General features: G+C 35.5%; 17 protein-coding genes. 9 read left to right on the top strand and 8 right to left on the bottom strand.

The genetic code is table 11. The features are described 5' to 3' along the window. Positions 1-224: 224 nt before the first annotated feature. Positions 225-1,394 carry a glycosyltransferase family 4 protein gene (locus tag M2265_RS19670; protein ID WP_165905856.1) on the top strand — a complete coding sequence of 390 codons (1,170 nt, stop codon included), beginning with the start codon at positions 225-227 and terminating at the stop codon, positions 1,392-1,394. A gap of 1 nt (position 1,395) precedes the next feature. Continuing rightward, the gene (locus tag M2265_RS19665) at positions 1,396-1,725 is read left to right on the top strand and encodes a metal-sulfur cluster assembly factor (RefSeq protein ID WP_021190454.1); all 330 of its coding nucleotides are present in this window, start codon (positions 1,396-1,398) and stop codon (positions 1,723-1,725) included. Positions 1,726-1,762: 37 nt separating this feature from the next. On the opposite strand, the gene M2265_RS19660 is transcribed toward M2265_RS19665, so the two are convergent. The 3 genes from M2265_RS19660 to M2265_RS19650 all read right to left on the bottom strand — a co-directional run bounded on the left by M2265_RS19660 (position 1,763) and on the right by M2265_RS19650 (position 4,503). Further along, positions 1,763-3,004, bottom strand: coding sequence for a cation:proton antiporter (locus tag M2265_RS19660; protein ID WP_021190453.1), 1,242 nt, complete (start codon positions 3,002-3,004; stop codon positions 1,763-1,765). A gap of 24 nt (positions 3,005-3,028) precedes the next feature. Next, complete coding sequence (locus tag M2265_RS19655) at positions 3,029-3,508, bottom strand: cation:proton antiporter regulatory subunit (RefSeq protein ID WP_021190452.1); 480 nt, start codon at positions 3,506-3,508, stop codon at positions 3,029-3,031. Between the two features lie 215 nt (positions 3,509-3,723). After that, a complete protein-coding gene (locus M2265_RS19650) occupies positions 3,724-4,503 on the bottom strand; it encodes an MBL fold metallo-hydrolase (RefSeq protein ID WP_132769112.1) in 780 nt (259 codons plus the stop codon). Between the two features lie 113 nt (positions 4,504-4,616). Between M2265_RS19650 and recJ the strand changes: the two genes are divergently transcribed. Genes recJ through M2265_RS19635 form a run of 3 tightly spaced genes read left to right on the top strand, consistent with a single transcriptional unit; the run spans position 4,617 to position 8,640 of the window. Further along, positions 4,617-6,317 carry a single-stranded-DNA-specific exonuclease RecJ gene (gene recJ, locus M2265_RS19645; RefSeq protein ID WP_021190450.1) on the top strand — a complete coding sequence of 567 codons (1,701 nt, stop codon included), beginning with the start codon at positions 4,617-4,619 and terminating at the stop codon, positions 6,315-6,317. A 49-nt stretch (positions 6,318-6,366) separates the two neighbouring features. Continuing rightward, positions 6,367-7,107: an LPS export ABC transporter ATP-binding protein gene (gene lptB / locus M2265_RS19640; protein ID WP_021190449.1), complete on the top strand. Its 741-nt coding sequence runs from the start codon at positions 6,367-6,369 to the stop codon at positions 7,105-7,107. An 18-nt stretch (positions 7,108-7,125) separates the two neighbouring features. After that, entirely contained in the window at positions 7,126-8,640 is a 1,515-nt protein-coding gene (locus tag M2265_RS19635; protein ID WP_132769114.1) for a GH3 auxin-responsive promoter family protein, read from the top strand. Between the two features lie 115 nt (positions 8,641-8,755). Here M2265_RS19635 and M2265_RS19630 read toward each other — a convergent pair whose 3' ends face one another. Further along, a complete protein-coding gene (locus M2265_RS19630) occupies positions 8,756-8,902 on the bottom strand; it encodes a hypothetical protein (protein WP_021190448.1) in 147 nt (48 codons plus the stop codon). Positions 8,903-9,289: 387 nt separating this feature from the next. Here M2265_RS19630 and M2265_RS19625 point away from each other — a divergent pair, with 387 nt between their 5' ends. Next, positions 9,290-10,360, top strand: coding sequence for a branched-chain amino acid aminotransferase (locus M2265_RS19625; protein WP_021190447.1), 1,071 nt, complete (start codon positions 9,290-9,292; stop codon positions 10,358-10,360). A gap of 114 nt (positions 10,361-10,474) precedes the next feature. Here the strand turns inward: M2265_RS19625 and miaA are convergent, their stop codons facing one another. The 4 genes from miaA to pdxA form a co-directional block, all read right to left on the bottom strand. Further along, positions 10,475-11,389 carry a tRNA (adenosine(37)-N6)-dimethylallyltransferase MiaA gene (gene miaA, locus M2265_RS19620; RefSeq protein ID WP_132769116.1) on the bottom strand — a complete coding sequence of 305 codons (915 nt, stop codon included), beginning with the start codon at positions 11,387-11,389 and terminating at the stop codon, positions 10,475-10,477. Continuing rightward, positions 11,389-11,979, bottom strand: coding sequence for an IS1096 element passenger TnpR family protein (locus tag M2265_RS19615; RefSeq protein ID WP_021190443.1), 591 nt, complete (start codon positions 11,977-11,979; stop codon positions 11,389-11,391). Before M2265_RS19615 ends, miaA begins: the two co-directional genes overlap by 1 nt. Before the next feature lie 70 nt (positions 11,980-12,049). After that, positions 12,050-13,483 carry a CCA tRNA nucleotidyltransferase gene (locus M2265_RS19610; RefSeq protein ID WP_021190442.1) on the bottom strand — a complete coding sequence of 478 codons (1,434 nt, stop codon included), beginning with the start codon at positions 13,481-13,483 and terminating at the stop codon, positions 12,050-12,052. Between the two features lie 117 nt (positions 13,484-13,600). Further along, a complete protein-coding gene (gene pdxA, locus M2265_RS19605; RefSeq protein WP_132769118.1) occupies positions 13,601-14,656 on the bottom strand; it encodes a 4-hydroxythreonine-4-phosphate dehydrogenase PdxA in 1,056 nt (351 codons plus the stop codon). A gap of 183 nt (positions 14,657-14,839) precedes the next feature. Between pdxA and rsmA the strand changes: the two genes are divergently transcribed. From rsmA to M2265_RS19590, 3 genes are all read left to right on the top strand, one after another. After that, entirely contained in the window at positions 14,840-15,616 is a 777-nt protein-coding gene (rsmA, locus tag M2265_RS19600; protein ID WP_132769120.1) for a 16S rRNA (adenine(1518)-N(6)/adenine(1519)-N(6))-dimethyltransferase RsmA, read from the top strand. An 11-nt stretch (positions 15,617-15,627) separates the two neighbouring features. After that, positions 15,628-16,776: an FAD-dependent monooxygenase gene (locus tag M2265_RS19595; protein ID WP_132769122.1), complete on the top strand. Its 1,149-nt coding sequence runs from the start codon at positions 15,628-15,630 to the stop codon at positions 16,774-16,776. Between the two features lie 96 nt (positions 16,777-16,872). Next, complete coding sequence (locus tag M2265_RS19590) at positions 16,873-17,805, top strand: NAD(P)-dependent oxidoreductase (RefSeq protein ID WP_132769124.1); 933 nt, start codon at positions 16,873-16,875, stop codon at positions 17,803-17,805. The last annotated feature ends 11 nt before the right edge of the window (positions 17,806-17,816 follow it).

The raw sequence follows: 17,816 nt of genomic DNA, 5'->3' as shown, positions 1-17,816 counted from the left end.
AACAAACTTTTACTAAGTACCGTTGAAAACAGTTTAATTCATTTCAAATAGTTTTTATCTCCTACACCTACTTTCTTAGTGAGAAAAAGATAAAATATTTAAAGTTAATGAATCGTGAGCAGATAGATACCTTACCTAGGATCGATTATATTTGTTGTTACTGCACTGGAATTAAAATTGCACATAAAACAAATTTATCTAAGTTTGTAAAAAAGCAAGCATATATGCGTATTCTAATCATCCATACTTTTTATCAAGGGCCAGGAGGTGAAGACACCGTTTTCAAACAGGAAAGTGAATTACTCGCTATAGATCATGATGTGGAGACGTTTACCTTTCAAAATAAAAAAGGATGGAAAGGCGCTTTGCAAACACTTTTTTCTTTTTGGAATATTGCTGCGGCTTATCGCGTAAGAAAGTGCATTAATAATTTTAAACCTCAGGTTGTCCATATTCATAATACACATTATGCAAGTGGTCCTATCATTTTAAGGACAATTCACAAATTGGGCGTTCCACTCATCATGACCTTGCACAATTTTCGTATTCTTTGTCCCTCTGCTATATTATATCATGAGCATCAGCTATTTCTTTCCAGTTTAAAAGAAAATTTTCCATGGACAGCCATTAAAAAGAAAGTACTAGACGGATCTACTGTCAAGACTTTTGTACTTGCATTGAACTATTGGTTTCATAGACGAATTGGAACATGGAATATGGTAGATCGATATATAGCTTTATCAAGTTTTGCGAAAAAACTTTTTATAGATTCAACCTTACATGTTCCTGCACAAAAATTTACAATCAAACCAAACTTTACCTTTCCTATTAAAGATACAATCGATGCTCAGGAAGACTTTTTTATATATATCGGAAGACTTACAGAAGAAAAAGGTATCGTAAATCTTTTGAAAGCATTTTCAAAAACAGATAGCAAGATCATCATTATAGGTGACGGACCTTTAAAACAAACAGTAGTCGATACTGCAAATCGTCATGCCAATATAAAATATATGGGTTTTAGAACCCGTGATGAAATACTGCCATTAGTTGAAAAAGCCGAAGCATTGCTCATGCCCTCAGTATGGTTTGAGGGGATGCCAATGACGATCTTAGAGGCTTTCTCAGTCGGAACCCCAGTGATCGGCAGTGATATCGGAGCTTTAAGTGAATTAATTATCCCAGATAAGACAGGATTACTATTTAACCCACAAAGTGTGGATAATATGTTAAAAACTGTACAGCAATGGAAAAATTACAGTATTAAAGAAAAATATAACATTAGACAAACAACAAAAGAGTTCTATTTTAGTAATTTTACTCCAGAAGAGAATAAAAAGAAATTGCTTGAAATATATAATGAAGCAATTGAAGATAACATAAAACGATCTTAAAATGAGTATTATAATTTTAGATAAGTTAAATATTGCGCCAGCTATCCAGGAAGCATTAGAAACTGTTTATGATCCAGAATTAAAACCGGCAAATATTGTCGATTTAGGATTGGTATATGAAATCATAACCAAAGAAAATGGAACCGCTAAGATAGTGATGACATTAACTGCGCCAGGATGTCCAGTTGCTGGTCAGATCATGGATGAGGTACAAAGTAAGGTTGCTGCTGTACCTGGTGTTACAGAAGCTCTAGTTGAGCTTACATTCGATCCACCGTGGACAAGGGATATGATGAGCGAAGAAGCAAAATTAGAATTAGGCTTCTTGTAATAGTAAAAAAGGGAATCTATAATAGATTCCCTTTTTTTTATAATGTTTGACCAGACTCCAGATCACTTAGTCTTTTAACTGTTTTTGGTTTAATTTCATCCTTACCGAATAATTTTGTCCATAGATTACGGGATTCTTTTGTTAACAGCGGTGATACAATTGACAGAATCAACACATACACAACGACAAACGACTGGATAACAGGCAATAACCCTCCTGCCTTACCAATATTGGCCATGATAATGGAAAACTCACCTCGAGCAGATAATGTAAATCCGATATCAAAAGCTGTTTTATTCTTCATTCCTGAGAACCTTGCCGCAAAATATCCTGAAGCCAAATTACCGAGGATAGTAACCAGAGCAGCAATTGAGGCCCATAATACCGCACCACCCAAGGATAGTATATCTATTGATAAACCAAAGCTAAAAAAGAACATTGCTCCAAAAAAATCTTTGTAGGGCAATACCATCGCTTCAATCTTCTTGATATATTGCGAATCTGCTAAAACTAATCCTGCCATTAATGCTCCAATGGCTTCCGCAACGTGAATAGTTTCAGAAAATCCAGCTGTTATAAATAGTAGTGCAAAGATAACAAGGACAAATAGCTCAGAAGATTTAACCTGCAATAGCTTATCAATTGCAGGAACTAGCTTTCTTCCCAGAATTAGAAATGTTAAAATAAATCCCAATGCTAGCAATGAAGTTCCGGCAACAGTCCAAAAGGAACTACTTCCCGTTAGAATCAATCCCGAAAGGAAAGAAATATGCATGGCAATAAATAAATCATCAAACATAATCATTCCCATAATCACCTCTGTTTCAGGATTTGCAGTCCGTTTCAAATCTGTCAATACCTTTGCTACAATGGCTGTGGAAGAACTTGTCATAATACCACAAAGTACCATCATCTCCTTAAATGGCAGATCCATCATCCATCCAATGAGTAACCCAGACACAAAATTGAGTAAAACATACACTGTTCCACCTGTCACGATTGATTTTCCGGACTTAATTAATCGGCCAACCGAGAATTCCAGTCCGAGATAAAACAAAAGAAAAAGTACGCCTAAGCGCCCCATAAAATCAATAAACGGTTTACTTTCCGTAAATGTCAGGTCTATATGACCAATTTGGGGAGCATGCTGGCCCAACACCATACCTATCAATATAAAAAATGGAATAACTGAAAACTTTAACTTATTGGCGATTAAACCAACAAATGCGACAAGGCCTACTGCGATTCCAATTTCTAAAATAAGTGTGTGTGATGGCATATATATTTATTTAGTTTACAATGTTTACAATAATATCTCTTTCAATAATTTAATATTATTCTTTTTTCCGGCAATAACTAAGGTAGTCCCTGGACTAATCATATAATCAGGTCCTGGATTAATAACCGTATTATCACCTAGTATTCCTGCTATAATAGATGCTCCTGTACGTTGACGAACTTCCAATTCGCCAATCGTTTTATTGGCTCCTTCAAATTTGCCTTCAACTTTATACCATTCAATTCTTAAATCATCTAAAGCGACTTCAATTGTTTCTAAAGCTTTAGGCTTATAGGACAATCCTCCGATAATACCGGCAACCTGTCTTGATTCCTCATCGCTTAAGGTCATGACACAGCGAGACTCACTCTCTTCCTCATCATAACGATATAATTCTCTTCGACCATCGTCATGAATAACCACGACCATATTGTCTCCAGCTTCAGTTTCAATTTGATACTTTTTTCCAATACCAATAAGATCCGACTCTCTTACAATAGACATATTTTTTTGCTTTATTATAAAACTTAATTTTTCAATAGCTGAAGTAAAAAGGCATACTATACAGCTTTATACAAACTTAACCAAAAATCCAGTCATAATAGAATTTATATGACGTGACCATCGGATTAATTCAAATACAGATACAATGAAGTCCTTGTACACAGGTCTTCCTTAAGTTAAGAAAAGATGCGGTATTTTTTATCTTTTCTTGATTTTTATTTTGCTTCAATCACTGTAAAACTTCCATCAAACTGCATGGTAGGCTTTCCTATTGCTATACTTGTGGCATGATAAAAAAGATAAATCCAATCGTTTGGAGCTCCATTTTCCCAGTACTCCTGACGTAACTTTCTTGACAAATGTCCATCATAGTCATATTTTGCGCTCTGATTTTGAAAGATCATCTCTGGTTCCGGAAGGACGTCTCCTCCAAAAAAATAATGATCTTTTCCATTATTAATGTGGAAGGTCTGATGATGTTGGGTATGCCCGCCACTTAAACAATATTCAACTTCTTCATTAACTTTACCATCTCCTTCAACAAGATTCAGATTTCCGCTTCTTTGCACAACATCAAAAATTTCAGTACGGTAAGAGCTATTAATTCCGGAATAAGCATCTTCCCATTCACCTCGTTGCACTATATACTCTGCTTCGGGAAATGCAATCCTTCCGACCTGATCAGTGAAACTCACCATACCACCAGCATGATCTTTATGCAAATGTGACATCAATACATATTTCACATCTTTGGGGGAATAACCTAATTTTTCAATATTTTCATAGAGAAGTAGTTTCCCATCACTGTTTGTTAATCCAAGTCCAGTATCACATAAAACCAATCCATTTGCGGTCTCGATTAGAAACGGATGCACTTGAATAAACATAGAAGCTGGACGATCATTTTTACTATCAACAGCAGGGTCAAAGGGAATAAATTTTTTAGAAACATCGACCGAAAATGAGCCTTCGAATAAGGAATATACTTGTAACATCTTTAATTTATTGGAAACTTGCGTGTTAGACACAACGCTATGATTACCCTAGTGTATAATTAGGTTAGTCAATAGACAAAACGTATATTTACACATAATTACGATGCAAAGATATGCAAAAAAGGTGGGTACTAAAATCTAAAAGTGAGGTCAAAAAAGTTAATCAATTAGGCAATGAACTTGGTATTAATCCAGTATTAGCAGAATTGTTAGTCAGTAGAAATATTGAGACTTTTGATACTTCAAAACAGTTTTTTAGACCTTCTCTAGACCAACTGCACAATCCATTCTTAATGCAAGATATGGAAAAAGCCATTGCGCGAATTACGACCGCAATCGGCCAGAATGAAAAGATCTTAATTTATGGAGATTATGATGTAGATGGCACTACTGCTGTAGCTGTTGTGTATAGTTTTTTTCGAGAGTTTCACTCGCGCATTGAATTCTATATTCCTGATCGTTATGCTGAAGGATATGGTATCTCTACACAGGGTATAGATTATGCTGCAGAAAACGGTTTCTCATTGATCATTGCTCTTGATTGTGGTATAAAAGCAAACGATAAAGTTGACTATGCCAATTCTAAGAATATCGACTTCATTATTGGTGATCACCATTTACCTGGAGATGAACTTCCAAAAGCATTTGCTGTACTTGATCCAAAAAGAAAAGACTGTGCTTATCCATACAAAGAATTATCGGGTTGCGGTATAGGATTTAAACTTATCCAAGCCTTTATCATGAAAAATGATATGTCTTTGGATATTTGCTATCAATTTTTAGATCTTGTTGCGGTAAGTATTGCATCGGATATTGTACCTATCACTGGAGAAAATAGAATTCTGACACATTTCGGACTCATTAAATTAAATACTAATCCTTGCTGCGGCCTTCAAGCGCTTGTTGATTTATCCACCAATAAAACAAAGACATTCACAGTAAATGATATTGTTTTTCAAATAGGTCCGCGGATCAATGCTTCTGGTCGTATTGATCATGCAAAAGATGCGGTAAAATTATTGATATCAAAATCACTGCAAGAAGCAAAAGATTTTAGTATCAATATTGATGATCAAAATAATGTTCGTAAAGATTTTGACCTTAGAATAACCGAAGAAGCTCTAGCGATTATAGATCAAAATGACTCGCTAAAAACACGAAAATCAACTGTGCTCTATAAATCAGATTGGCATAAAGGTGTTATCGGCATTGTGGCATCAAGGTTGACTGAAAAATATTATAGACCAACGATTATTCTGACCGAAACCAATGGTCATATCGCAGGTTCCTGTAGATCTGTAATCGGGTTTGATTTATATGAAGCCTTAAGTGAATGTAGCGATCTATTAGATCAATTTGGAGGGCATAAATATGCAGCAGGGTTGACGATGCAAATCGGAAATATCAAATTATTTCAGGATCGTTTCGAAGAGGTTGTTTCTAAACTCATTACTCCTCAGATGTTAATACAAGAGATCTTGATTGATACTAAACTAAACCTGCAAGATATTGATGCCAAATTTCACCGCATTCTAAGTCAATTTGAACCATTCGGGCCTCAAAACGAAAGCCCTATTTTCCTTAGTCAAAAAGTTAGTTTAATCGGACCGGCCTATTTAGTAGGATCGAATCACTTAAAAATGACCATCAAACAAGAAAACTCTCCTTCTTTTGATTGCATTGGTTTTGGATTATCTGAACATATACAGGCTATTAATAGTGGTAAGCCATTTGACATCTGTTATAGCATAGAAGAAAATGTATGGCGAGGCAAAAAGAATTTGCAATTAAATATAAAAGGAATCCGATATTAAATATATTTGTAATTATCAGATTGTTTTTTTGAGTTAAAACACGAATCAAATGATACTAAGAGCAGAACATCTAATCAAAAAATATAAGCAACGCACTGTTGTAAACGATGTTTCTTTCCAGGTAGAGCAAGGAGAAATTGTTGGTCTTCTAGGACCTAACGGAGCAGGAAAGACGACTTCTTTTTATATGATTGTTGGATTAATAAAACCTAATGAGGGTCATGTTTATTTGGACGATCAAGAAATCACACAGGATGCCATGTACCAACGCGCTCAAAAAGGAATCGGTTATCTTGCCCAAGAAGCTTCCATCTTTAGAAAACTATCGGTTGAGCACAACATATTATCTGTACTGGAGATCCATTATCCAAATAAAAAGGAACGCTTAGAAAAACTGGAAGAACTTTTAACCGAATTTAGCTTGCACCGTGTTCGTAAAAATAGAGGTGATCTTCTCTCCGGAGGAGAAAGACGTCGTACAGAGATCGCACGGGCATTAGCGGCAAACCCATCTTTTATCTTGTTAGATGAACCTTTTGCGGGTGTCGATCCAATCGCTGTAGAGGAAATTCAAACAATTGTCGCAAAGCTAAAAACACGTAATATCGGAATTTTAATTACCGATCATAACGTACAAGAAACGTTATCCATTACAGATAGGGCTTACTTATTGACAGAAGGTAAAATTATGCTTGCTGGAACTCCAGAAGAAATTGCCAGTAATGAAATGGCCCGTACATTCTATTTAGGCCAACATTTTGAACTCCGTCGCAAAAAGATAATTATTTAACGTTAATTCTACCTTTATATGGCAATATTAGACTCCCTACTTACTTGGTTCATGAAAAAACGGATTCATCAGATTGAATTATTCATGAAATATCCACATGATGTACAAGAAGAATGGTTTCAAAGTTTAATATCATCAGCCGAAGCAACAGAATGGGGGAAAAAATACGATTACAACAGTATTTTAACGCCTGAGGAATTTAAAAACAGAGTTCCAATTCAAGATTACAATTCATTGAAGCCTTATATCGATCGGATGATCAAAGGAGAGCAAAATATACTATGGCCATCTGACATCAAGTGGTTCGCCAAATCTTCGGGAACTACCTCAGACCGTAGCAAATTTATCCCAGTCAGTGAAGAGTCTTTAACAGAATGTCACTTTCAGGGTGGGAAAGATATGTTGACAATTTACTTCAACAATAAACCCGAAAGCCAGATTTTCTGTGGAAAATCGGTCGTATTAGGAGGGAGTTCTCAGATTAACAGTTTTAGTTCAGACTCTTATTATGGTGATTTATCTTCTATTCTATTGCGGAATCTCCCTTTTTGGGCCGAATTTAAGCGTACTCCAAATTTAGAAGTAACTTTACTTCCTGATTTTGAGGAAAAAATAGAAAAGGTGGCCAATATCACCATCCATGAGAATGTCACCAATCTGGCTGGTGTTCCAACATGGAATATTGTTCTAGCAAAAAAGATATTGGAAATCACAGGTAAGAATAATTTGCTTGAAGTCTGGCCTAATCTGGAATTTTATACCCATGGTGGCGTAAGTTTCAAACCTTATCGCGAACAGTTTAAAAAACTGATTCCTTCTGATAATATGTATTATTTAGAAAATTATAATGCATCCGAAGGATACTTTGCTCTTCAAGATCTGCCCGACTCAGAAGAATTATTATTAATGCTTGACTATGGCATTTATTACGAATTCTTACCGATCGAAAATTTATATGATGAGAATCCGCAAACATTAGGATTACATCAAGTAGAATTAAATAAAAATTATGCTTTGATCATTTCGACCAATGCTGGTTTATGGCGGTACATGATCGGTGATACGATTAAATTTGTAACGCTATCTCCATACCGTATTCAAATAACAGGACGGACAAAACAATTCATCAATACCTTTGGCGAAGAACTTATCGTCGATAATGCAGAGGATGCTATAAAGAAGGCTAGTGAAAGTACACGTGCAATTGTAAAAGATTATACTGCTGGACCGATTTACTTTAAAGAGGGTGAAGCTGGAGCTCATGAATGGATTATTGAATTTGAACAACAACCTGATAATTTTGAAACGTTTTGTAAGATATTGGATCAAACATTGAGAGAGATCAATTCGGATTATGATGCTAAACGTTATAAAAATATGGCATTACAATTTCCGGTTATTCACAATGCCCCTGCATACACATTCTTTCAATGGATGAAATCAAAGGGTAAGCTTGGTGGGCAAAATAAAGTACCGCGACTGTCGAATAATCGTGATTACCTTGAGCCTATATTGGACATAATAAAGAAGTAATGTACCTTAAAAGTTTATAGGGAAAGATTTTAATAAAAAATGAGATTGATCAGTTTATGAGCAATCTCATTTCAATTTTTTAGTACCTGCTAAATTTGAAAAATAATAAAATACCCTAGGGTTTGATAGCCGTTTTATAAAGAAAAACAAAAAAGCCTAAAATAAAATTTAGTGAAAATCCTTTTTTCTCCACAGCTGTGTTTTGATCAAATTCTAATTCATCATTTTCCAATGCATTGTTTTTACTGTTTAATCGGTGCATGGTTTTTAATCGTTTAGTTTGTTTTTTATTAGTGAATATCTGTTTAGAAGTGTTAGCCCTTTTTAAAACCTACCATTTTTGATGATAGATTAGTGTTTCCGTTAATCCAAATAACATGCCACTTTACAATTACTGTGTTAATTCATCTAAAATTAACACAGAATAAAGGAAAAGGTAACAAAACAGCTAAAAAAGCCTAAAAAATGATAATCTCTAGTAATTCAAATGATAATCTGTCCATAAAATAAAACGTAAAATCCTAAAAAATAGACAAATTTACTGTGTAATAATAAAATTTTCTCACTCAGAATAATATTTGATAAACAAGAGGTTTATCATTCAAATTCGTGGTTTTTTTCATACTTTAGCATTTGTAATTAAAATACAATGAGCGCGACAGAAAATTATTCAATTCGCGTAGAGCCCACACAACAATCGAGACTCTCGCAAGTAGATTTTAACAATCTAAAATTTGGAAAAATATTATCCGACCATATGTTGGTCGCTACCTATGAAGATGGAGCATGGACTGATGTCAGTATTGTGCCTTATGGTGATATTAATGTAAGCCCTTCTATGTCGGCTTTACATTATGGCCAAGCAATCTTTGAAGGTATTAAAGCATACAAATTTCAAGATGGAACTATTAGTATTTTCCGTCCTGACAAGAACTGGGAAAGATTCAATACTTCTGCAGCTCGTCTGGAGATGCCAGAAGTTCCTGAAGAAATCTTTTTAGGTGGATTAAAAAAACTATTAGCCACCGATAATAAATGGATTCCAAATGCTCCAGGCACATCTTTATATATCCGTCCATTTATGTTCGGTACTGAAGCGGCTTTAGGAGTACACCCTTCTAATTCCTACAAATTTATAATTATCACTAGCCCTGTAGGTGCTTACTATAGCAATCCTTTAAAATTAAAGGTAGAAACACATTATACCCGCGCAGCAGAAGGCGGAGTAGGTTTCTCAAAAAATGCAGGTAACTATGCATTGTCACTATACCCTACTCGTTTGGCAAATGATGAAGGTTTTGATCAATTGATGTGGACTGATGCTTCGGAACATAAATATATTGAAGAGGCTGGAACAGCCAACCTAATATTCCGTATCGGTGACAGTATTATTACTCCTCACGGTGATACGATCCTACATGGTGTAACAAGACGTACAATTATGGAACTGGCGGCAAGCTGGGGATATAAAACGGAGCAACGCAGAGTATCTGTCAAAGAACTTATTGATGGAATCAAAGCAGGAATTGTAACAGATGCATTTGCTGCTGGTACAGCTGCAACATTAACACCAATTGCCACTATTGGTTATGAAGGTGAATTGTTTCAATTACCTCCTGTAGAAGGTCGCGATTTCTCTAAAAAAGTATTAACCTATTTAGATGATCTTCGATATGGCAGAATTGCTGACGAATTTGGATGGAATTTGATCGTGGAATAATTATATTTCATTTCGTAGAAAAAAGGGCTTGATTACCATTGTAATCAAGCCCTTTTTATGTTATCAACAGAGTTATTAACATAATGTGGATAACTCTGTTGATATCGTATAAAATTATGATTGAATATAATCTATAATCTGGTTTTTGTCCTTAGGATCAAACCAAACTGTACTGATATCTTTCTTAAACCAAGTGAGTTGCCTTTTAGCATACCGTCGCGAGTTTTGCTTAATTTTATCTATTGCTTCTTCCCAAGATATTTTCTCATCTAAGAAATCGAACAGCTCAGAATAACCGACAGTCATTAAAGCAGGCTTATGTTTAAAAGATATTAATGACTTTACTTCATCCAATAAACCATCTTTCACCATCAAATCGACACGCATATTAATGCGTTCGTATAAAGTTGTTCGGTCCATTGTAAGTCCAACTGTAATGATCTTAAAGGGTCTCACTGCTTTTGTCTTTTGAAGAAAATTAGAAAATGGTAATCCAGTAGTTTCAAATACTTCCAGGGCTCGAATTACCCGTTGAACATTTGAAATATCTACCTGATCATAATAAACAGGATCGACTTCTTTTAAATAAGCTTGAAGTGGCACAATTCCCTCGTTATCAAACCTGTTATTTAACCGTTCTCTTGTTTCTGGAAGGGCCTTTGGTAAATTATCCAAACCTTCACATACTGCTCTCACAAATAAACCAGATCCGCCTACCATAATGACTATATCCTTTTTTTTGAACAGCGAGCTTATTGTTTCTAATGCCTCTTTTTCAAAATCACCGGCAGAATAATCCTCTTCTATAGAATGTGAATTAATAAAATGATGAGGCGCCTGACCTAATTCAGATGCAGTAGGTTTGGCCGTACCAATACTCATTTCACGGTAAAACTGTCTTGAATCGGCTGAAATAATCTCCGTATCAAAATATTGAGCAAGCTCAATTGCCATAGCAGTCTTACCTACTGCAGTAGGCCCTACTATAGCAATTAAAGTTTTATTATGTTGATCTGTGGTGCCTAACATTAATATTCGTCAAACGAACCACTACTTTCCTCTTCAGACTTTTCTCCACTTTCTTCTTCATCATCCCCGTCAAACAAATCGAATTCTTCGTCATCATCAACGCCATATTGCGTTTCATCTACCAAAACTTCATCTTCTTCATCGTCATCCAAAGGATCTGCAACAGGAAAATTCGCTGCTGCTAAAGATTTTGGTGCTTGACCCACCGTTTTAAAAACAGTAGGATAAGTTTTGCCTTCCTCTTCTTTTAAAATTTTGATCAATTCCACATGAAATTCATAAGGTCTATCAAAATTATAGATGTAATAAAACTTTTGGTGGGGATCGTCAATAAACTTGCTTAAACGAATATTTTCCATTAGTAAAACACCATCTGAAATTTTACGAGCAGTTGGTAAAAGAGCAATTTCAGTTCCTTTTTTCCATTGATCGTTACTAACATAAAAGGAAGATGAACGGTCAGCTTCATAAGCAGTTGTCTTATGAATAGCCTCATGTAATTCTAAGAAAGTTTGTTTCGAAAGCATATCGATTTCTCTATACACATCCTCATAATCTTCAAAAGTGATTCTGAATCTATAAATAGCCATTTCTAATATTCGTTTTGTTTGTTAACAAGATGAGCTTCAATAAGAATTGAAGCGATTAAAGATACTTTTTTTATTTAACTGTTGTATTCAAATCCCATGCCTTTCTAATAGTCAAGCCCAAATCTTGAGCTTTGTTGACCATAAAATGATATGCGTCCATCTTAGCATTAGGAATCTCTCCTTCTAAGATCGCTTCTCGGATTGCATTTTTTATTTTCCCAACTTCACGACCTGGCCCAATACCAAAAACTTCCATAATATCTTCTCCAGAAATTGGAGGTTGCCAATTTCGGATCTGATCACGTTCTTCAACATCTTTTAGTTTTTGCTTGACCAATTCGAAATTCTGACGATATTTCTTCTTTTTATATTCATTTTTTGTTGTTACGTCGGCATGGCATAATTGCATCAAAGCATCAATATCATCACCGGCCTCAAATAACAAACGACGTACAGCAGAATCAGTAACAATATCTTGAGCCAGTACAATTGGTCTTAGATGTAATAAAACTAGTTTCTGAACAAACTTCATTTTTTCATTCAATGGAAGTTTTAACTCAGCAAATAATTTAGGAACCATTCGTGCCCCTTTATCTTCATGACCATGAAAGGTCCATCCTAGCTTTTTATCAAATCTTTTTGTGGGAGGTTTTGCAATATCGTGCATAATAGCAGCCCATCTTAACCACAGATCATCGGTTGTTTCACAGACATTATCCAAAACTTCCAGCGTATGGTAAAAATTATCTTTATGTCCTTTTCCATCGATGATTTCTACACCGTATAAGTTTTGCATTGCAGGAAAAACCAAAGCCAATAACCCTGTATCAAATAAGTATTTAAATCCAATAGAAGGTTTTTCTGACAAGATAATCTTATTAATTTCGTCAGTGATGCGCTCTTTTGATATAATACGAATACGATCTTTAGTATCTGTGATCGCTTGAATCGCCTTTGTATCAATCTTAAAGTTCAATTGTGTAGCGAAACGAATAGCACGCATCATACGCAAAGGATCATCGGAAAATGTCACGATTGGATCTAATGGTGTACGTATAGTACGTAATTCAATATCCCTTACTCCATCAAATGGATCAAGCAACTCACCATAATTATCCTTATTCAGTGAATATGCCATAGCATTGATGGTAAAATCACGTCGATTTTGATCATCAACTAAAGTTCCATCTTCAACAATTGGTTTTCGGGAATTAGCACGGTAAGATTCTTTACGAGCTCCTACAAATTCCACATTTAATCCTTCAAAAACTAACATTGCTGTTCCAAAACTTTTGTAAACAGCAACTTTAGTTTTCAATTTATTTCCTAAAGCTGTAGCAAACTCAATTCCACTTCCAACAACAACAATATCCACATCATTTTTAAAAGGCCGGCCCATAATATGATCGCGTACATAACCGCCAATGACGTAGCACTCCGTATTTGTTGTTTCGGCTAACTCTTTAATGATTGGGAAAATAGGATGTTGTAAATTATCACTCATAGCATGAATCTAGGTCCTTAAAAAAACACTAGGATGCAAAAGTAAGGAATTTATTATAAAATAGATATTAGTCTTGCGATATAAGCGCACAAGACTAATAATATTACGTCTTTATATTTAATCGCGATCGCGAGAAAGCTTGCGGAAAGCTAGTGGATTTTGAGATAGCTCTGCCTGTTCACGACGACGCTTTACAATGTGAACTGCCTGAAATATAGCTTCCATGAAAGACTCATGAGCAGCAACATTTTGTCCAGCAATATCATAACCCGTTCCATGATCTGGAGAAGTACGAACAATCGGCAAACCTGCAGTAAAATTTACACCATTACGATTTGCAATATGTTTAAAAGGAATCAATCCTTGATCATGGTACATAGCTAATACCGCATCAAATTTTTCGTAAGCATGATTAGCAAAAAAACCATCTGCAGGATAGGGTCCAAAACACAATATTCCTTTTTCTTTTGCTTTTTCTATCGTTGGTCGGATAATCATATCATCTTCAACACCAATAACACCATTATCTCCTGCATGTGGATTTAATCCGAGTACAGCAATTTTAGGTTTCTGAATCCAGAAGTCCTTTTTAAGACTCTCATTCATTAGCTCCAATTTATTTAAAATTGCTGCTTCTGTAATATGATCGGAAACATCTTTTACAGGTATATGGCCTGTAACAACACCCACCCGCAACTCATCACAGATCATAAACATCAATACATCATCCGCATTTGTTTTTTCTTGCAAATACTCCGTATGTCCTGGAAAATGAAATCCTTCCTGCTGGATATTATGTTTATTAATAGGGGCAGTGACCAAAGCATCAATCTTTCCTGCATTTAGATCTTCAACCGCTTTTTCTAATGAAATAAAAGCATATTTACCACCGATCTCATTTTCTTCGCCTAAAGTTATCTTGACATCCTCCTGCCAGCAATTAATCATGTTAGCCCGTTTAGGATTTGCCTGCTCAGGATCATTGATGACATTAAAACTAAAATCACTGACACCTAATGCTTTTCTATGAAATGACGCAACTTTTGTATTACCGTAAACAATCGGAGTGAAAAATTCTAAAACACGATTGTCCAATAATGATTTTATAATTACTTCCAATCCGATACCATTGATATCGCCTACTGTAATACCTATTTTTAATTTGTCAGCCATAGTAAAAAATGAAATTATTGACTCAAAAGTAATTAAAATTATATGAAATAGTCAAGCATCACTTTAATTTCCAATTCATATAAACCACCTTCAAGAGAAACAGATGATAAATTGCCACTCATTTACCTTACCTGTTTATTATCCTCCACAAGTTAACTATATTTGTACCAAATTCGAGCATATATGAGTACAGTAAGAGCCAAGAAACATTTAGGACAACATTTTTTGAATGATAAAAATGCGGCAAAAAAAATAGTTGATGCTTTGGATCCAAAATTAGGATTCACGCAGGTGCTTGAGGTCGGTCCTGGAATGGGTGTTCTTTCCGATTTTCTTCTACAAAATGATGCTTACGAAACATGGATGATCGATGTGGATGATGAATCTATTGAATTTTTAGCAGATAAATATCCTCAGTTGGAACACCGTCTGATTCATGGTGACTTTTTAAACTTGGATTTTTCACAACATTTTGGCGAAAAGATGGCCGTAATCGGTAATTTCCCTTATAATATTTCTTCTCAGATTTTATTTAAAATATTGGATGAACGCAACCGTGTTGTGCAGATGACCGGTATGTTTCAAAAGGAAGTTGCAGAGCGCTGTACAGCAAAGGCAGGTAGTAAAGAATATGGTATTTTAAGTGTGTTCTTACAGGCTTACTATCATGTAGAATATTTATTCACCGTAAAGGCTGGTGCATTTAATCCACCACCAAAGGTACTTTCTGGTGTCATTCGAATGACGAGAAATGATCGCACAGCACTTGCGTGTGATGAGAAATTATTCTGGAGAGTTGTAAAATCTGGTTTCAACCAAAGACGTAAGACCTTAAGAAACTCGCTGTCGGCGGTAGTTACAAAAGATAAAATGTCGGACAATCCATTATATGAATTACGCGCTGAGCGATTAACGGTTAATGATTTTATCGTTCTAACAAACGAAATTGCGAATGCCTAAGATCTAGCTCCATGAAACGCTTTACCATTATCGGAGGTGGTGTTGCTGGTTTGACTGCAGCCATTGGCCTTAACAAAATTGGTATACAAGCCACTATCTATGAAAGTGCTAAGGCATTAAAAGGTATTGGAGCTGGTTTTGGTTTAGCGGCCAATGCCATTCAGGCATTAGAATACTTGGAACTTAAAGCAGGTGTCATCCCCCTAGGACATTATTTAGAAAACTATAATATTCTGGATAAGCAGGGAAGGATTCTTGCAGCTCCCGAAACCAAAACCATTAGTGACAAGTATGAACAGGATAATTTTGCTATACACCGTGCAGATTTACATCAGTTTCTACTCGCACAAATTGAATATGAAAACTTACATCTTGGAAAAAGAGCTCTTAAAATAGAATACCGAGAAGGAGAAATTGACATCTTTTTTGAAGATGGGACCATACATCAAACGGACTATCTGATTATTGCTGACGGTGTTAATTCTCGATTAAGACAACAATTGATTCCTGGTTCAGCACCACGCTATGCAGGTTATACCTGTTGGCGTGCAACCATTGATAATGCTAATATAAACCTCAGCACTGGTTCAGAAACATGGGGGAACAAAGGACGCTTTGGCATGACTCCTCTTGTTGGAAACAAGATTTATTGGTATGCTTGTATAAATTCTCCCGCTCATAACAAAGTATTCAGTCGTTACACAATCAAGGATCTGCAACAAAACTTTGCGTCTTATCATGATCCGATTACAAGCGTCCTTGCTGAAACAAATGACCAGCAATTGATCTGGAATGATATCATTGATATTAAACCTCTAAAAAATCTAGCTTTCGGTAATACCTTATTTATTGGCGATGCAGGACATGCAACAACCCCCAATATGGGTCAGGGTGCGTGTCAGGCAATTGAAGATGTAGCCGTATTGATAGACGAATTAAAGAAAACGACAGATGTTGCTCTTGCTTTTCAAATATTTGAAAAAAGAAGGTTAAAAAGAACACGTTATATTACCGAAACATCATGGTCTATCGGAAAGGTCGCACAATGGGAGAATCCGATAAGTATTATCATCCGAGATACATTGATGCGTATACTACCTGAAGAAGTTAAGCAGTATAAGCTTAAAAAACTGCTAAGTGTTGATTTTATGAAATTGTAATTATATTGAATTGAACAAGTCAGCATGCATATCTGACTTATGATCAATTCATTGCTATTTAATTATAATTTGTTTTAATGTAAATAAATAATCATTATGAAAACAAAAGTATTAATCGTTGATGACGCGCATGCAGTGCTTACTCAAAAATTGGATCAAGCTGGAATTGCCTACGATTACAAACCTGAGTTCGATCGCGCAGATGCTGAAAAATACATTTCTGATTATACGGGATTAATCATAAGATCTAAATTTCAAGTCGATCAGCACTTTATAGATTTAGCAAATAATCTCCAATTTATAGCACGTTGCGGAGCTGGTATGGATAATATTGATGAGGCTTATGCACAATCAAAAGGAATTGAACTCATAAGTGCAAATGAAGGAAACTGTGATGCCGTTGGTGAACATATGATCGGTATGTTGCTTTCTCTTATGAATCATCTTAACAGAACCAATCAGGAAATTAAGACCGGTTTATGGCGTCGTGAGGCCAACCGTGGCTATGAATTACAAGGTCGAACTGTTGCCATTATTGGTTATGGTCACAATGGCCAGGCTATGGCAAAGAAACTCTCCGGCTTTGGTGTAAAAGTTATTGCATATGACAAGTACAAAACTGGCTTTTCAGATCAATTCGCAAAGGAAGTCTCCATGGAAGAAGTTGTCAAACATGCAGATGTACTTAGTTTTCACATTCCACTAACCAAAGAGACAAAAGGATTGATCAACGAAGAATATTTATATCATTTTCGCAAACCCATATTTTTCCTTTTAGGAGCTCGTGGTGGTATTGTTCAAATTCCTGCTGTATTAAAGGCAATGGATGAAGGAAAAATCATAGGAGCTGCTTTTGATGTCCTTCCCGTAGAGAATTTTCCTGGTCTTAAAGAGCAATCTTGGTTTTCAGATCTAACAAGTAGAGACAATGTAATTTTAAGTCCTCATGTTGCAGGATGGACATTTGAAAGTTACTATAAATTATCTGATGTAGTTGCGGATAAGATTATCTCTTTTTTGAACAAGTAATCGTTTTAAGA

The sequence above is a fragment of the Sphingobacterium kitahiroshimense genome (genome assembly GCF_025961315.1).
Lineage (GTDB): Bacteria > Bacteroidota > Bacteroidia > Sphingobacteriales > Sphingobacteriaceae > Sphingobacterium > Sphingobacterium anhuiense.
The sequence above is the reverse complement of the archived record's forward strand: the minus strand, read 5'-3'. Positions and strand labels throughout refer to the sequence as shown.

Excerpts from the sequence above, each read along its gene's own strand:
- M2265_RS19670 (WP_165905856.1), top strand. The coding sequence starts at position 225 with ATGCGTATTCTAATCATCCATACTTTTTATCAAGGGCCAGGAGGTGAA.
- M2265_RS19665 (WP_021190454.1), top strand. The coding sequence starts at position 1,396 with ATGAGTATTATAATTTTAGATAAGTTAAATATTGCGCCAGCTATCCAG.
- M2265_RS19660 (WP_021190453.1), bottom strand. The coding sequence starts at position 3,004 with ATGCCATCACACACACTTATTTTAGAAATTGGAATCGCAGTAGGCCTT.
- M2265_RS19655 (WP_021190452.1), bottom strand. The coding sequence starts at position 3,508 with ATGTCTATTGTAAGAGAGTCGGATCTTATTGGTATTGGAAAAAAGTAT.
- M2265_RS19650 (WP_132769112.1), bottom strand. The coding sequence starts at position 4,503 with ATGTTACAAGTATATTCCTTATTCGAAGGCTCATTTTCGGTCGATGTT.
- recJ (WP_021190450.1), top strand. The coding sequence starts at position 4,617 with ATGCAAAAAAGGTGGGTACTAAAATCTAAAAGTGAGGTCAAAAAAGTT.
- lptB (WP_021190449.1), top strand. The coding sequence starts at position 6,367 with ATGATACTAAGAGCAGAACATCTAATCAAAAAATATAAGCAACGCACT.
- M2265_RS19635 (WP_132769114.1), top strand. The coding sequence starts at position 7,126 with ATGGCAATATTAGACTCCCTACTTACTTGGTTCATGAAAAAACGGATT.
- M2265_RS19630 (WP_021190448.1), bottom strand. The coding sequence starts at position 8,902 with ATGCACCGATTAAACAGTAAAAACAATGCATTGGAAAATGATGAATTA.
- M2265_RS19625 (WP_021190447.1), top strand. The coding sequence starts at position 9,290 with ATGAGCGCGACAGAAAATTATTCAATTCGCGTAGAGCCCACACAACAA.
- miaA (WP_132769116.1), bottom strand. The coding sequence starts at position 11,389 with ATGTTAGGCACCACAGATCAACATAATAAAACTTTAATTGCTATAGTA.
- M2265_RS19615 (WP_021190443.1), bottom strand. The coding sequence starts at position 11,979 with ATGGCTATTTATAGATTCAGAATCACTTTTGAAGATTATGAGGATGTG.
- M2265_RS19610 (WP_021190442.1), bottom strand. The coding sequence starts at position 13,483 with ATGAGTGATAATTTACAACATCCTATTTTCCCAATCATTAAAGAGTTA.
- pdxA (WP_132769118.1), bottom strand. The coding sequence starts at position 14,656 with ATGGCTGACAAATTAAAAATAGGTATTACAGTAGGCGATATCAATGGT.
- rsmA (WP_132769120.1), top strand. The coding sequence starts at position 14,840 with ATGAGTACAGTAAGAGCCAAGAAACATTTAGGACAACATTTTTTGAAT.
- M2265_RS19595 (WP_132769122.1), top strand. The coding sequence starts at position 15,628 with ATGAAACGCTTTACCATTATCGGAGGTGGTGTTGCTGGTTTGACTGCA.
- M2265_RS19590 (WP_132769124.1), top strand. The coding sequence starts at position 16,873 with ATGAAAACAAAAGTATTAATCGTTGATGACGCGCATGCAGTGCTTACT.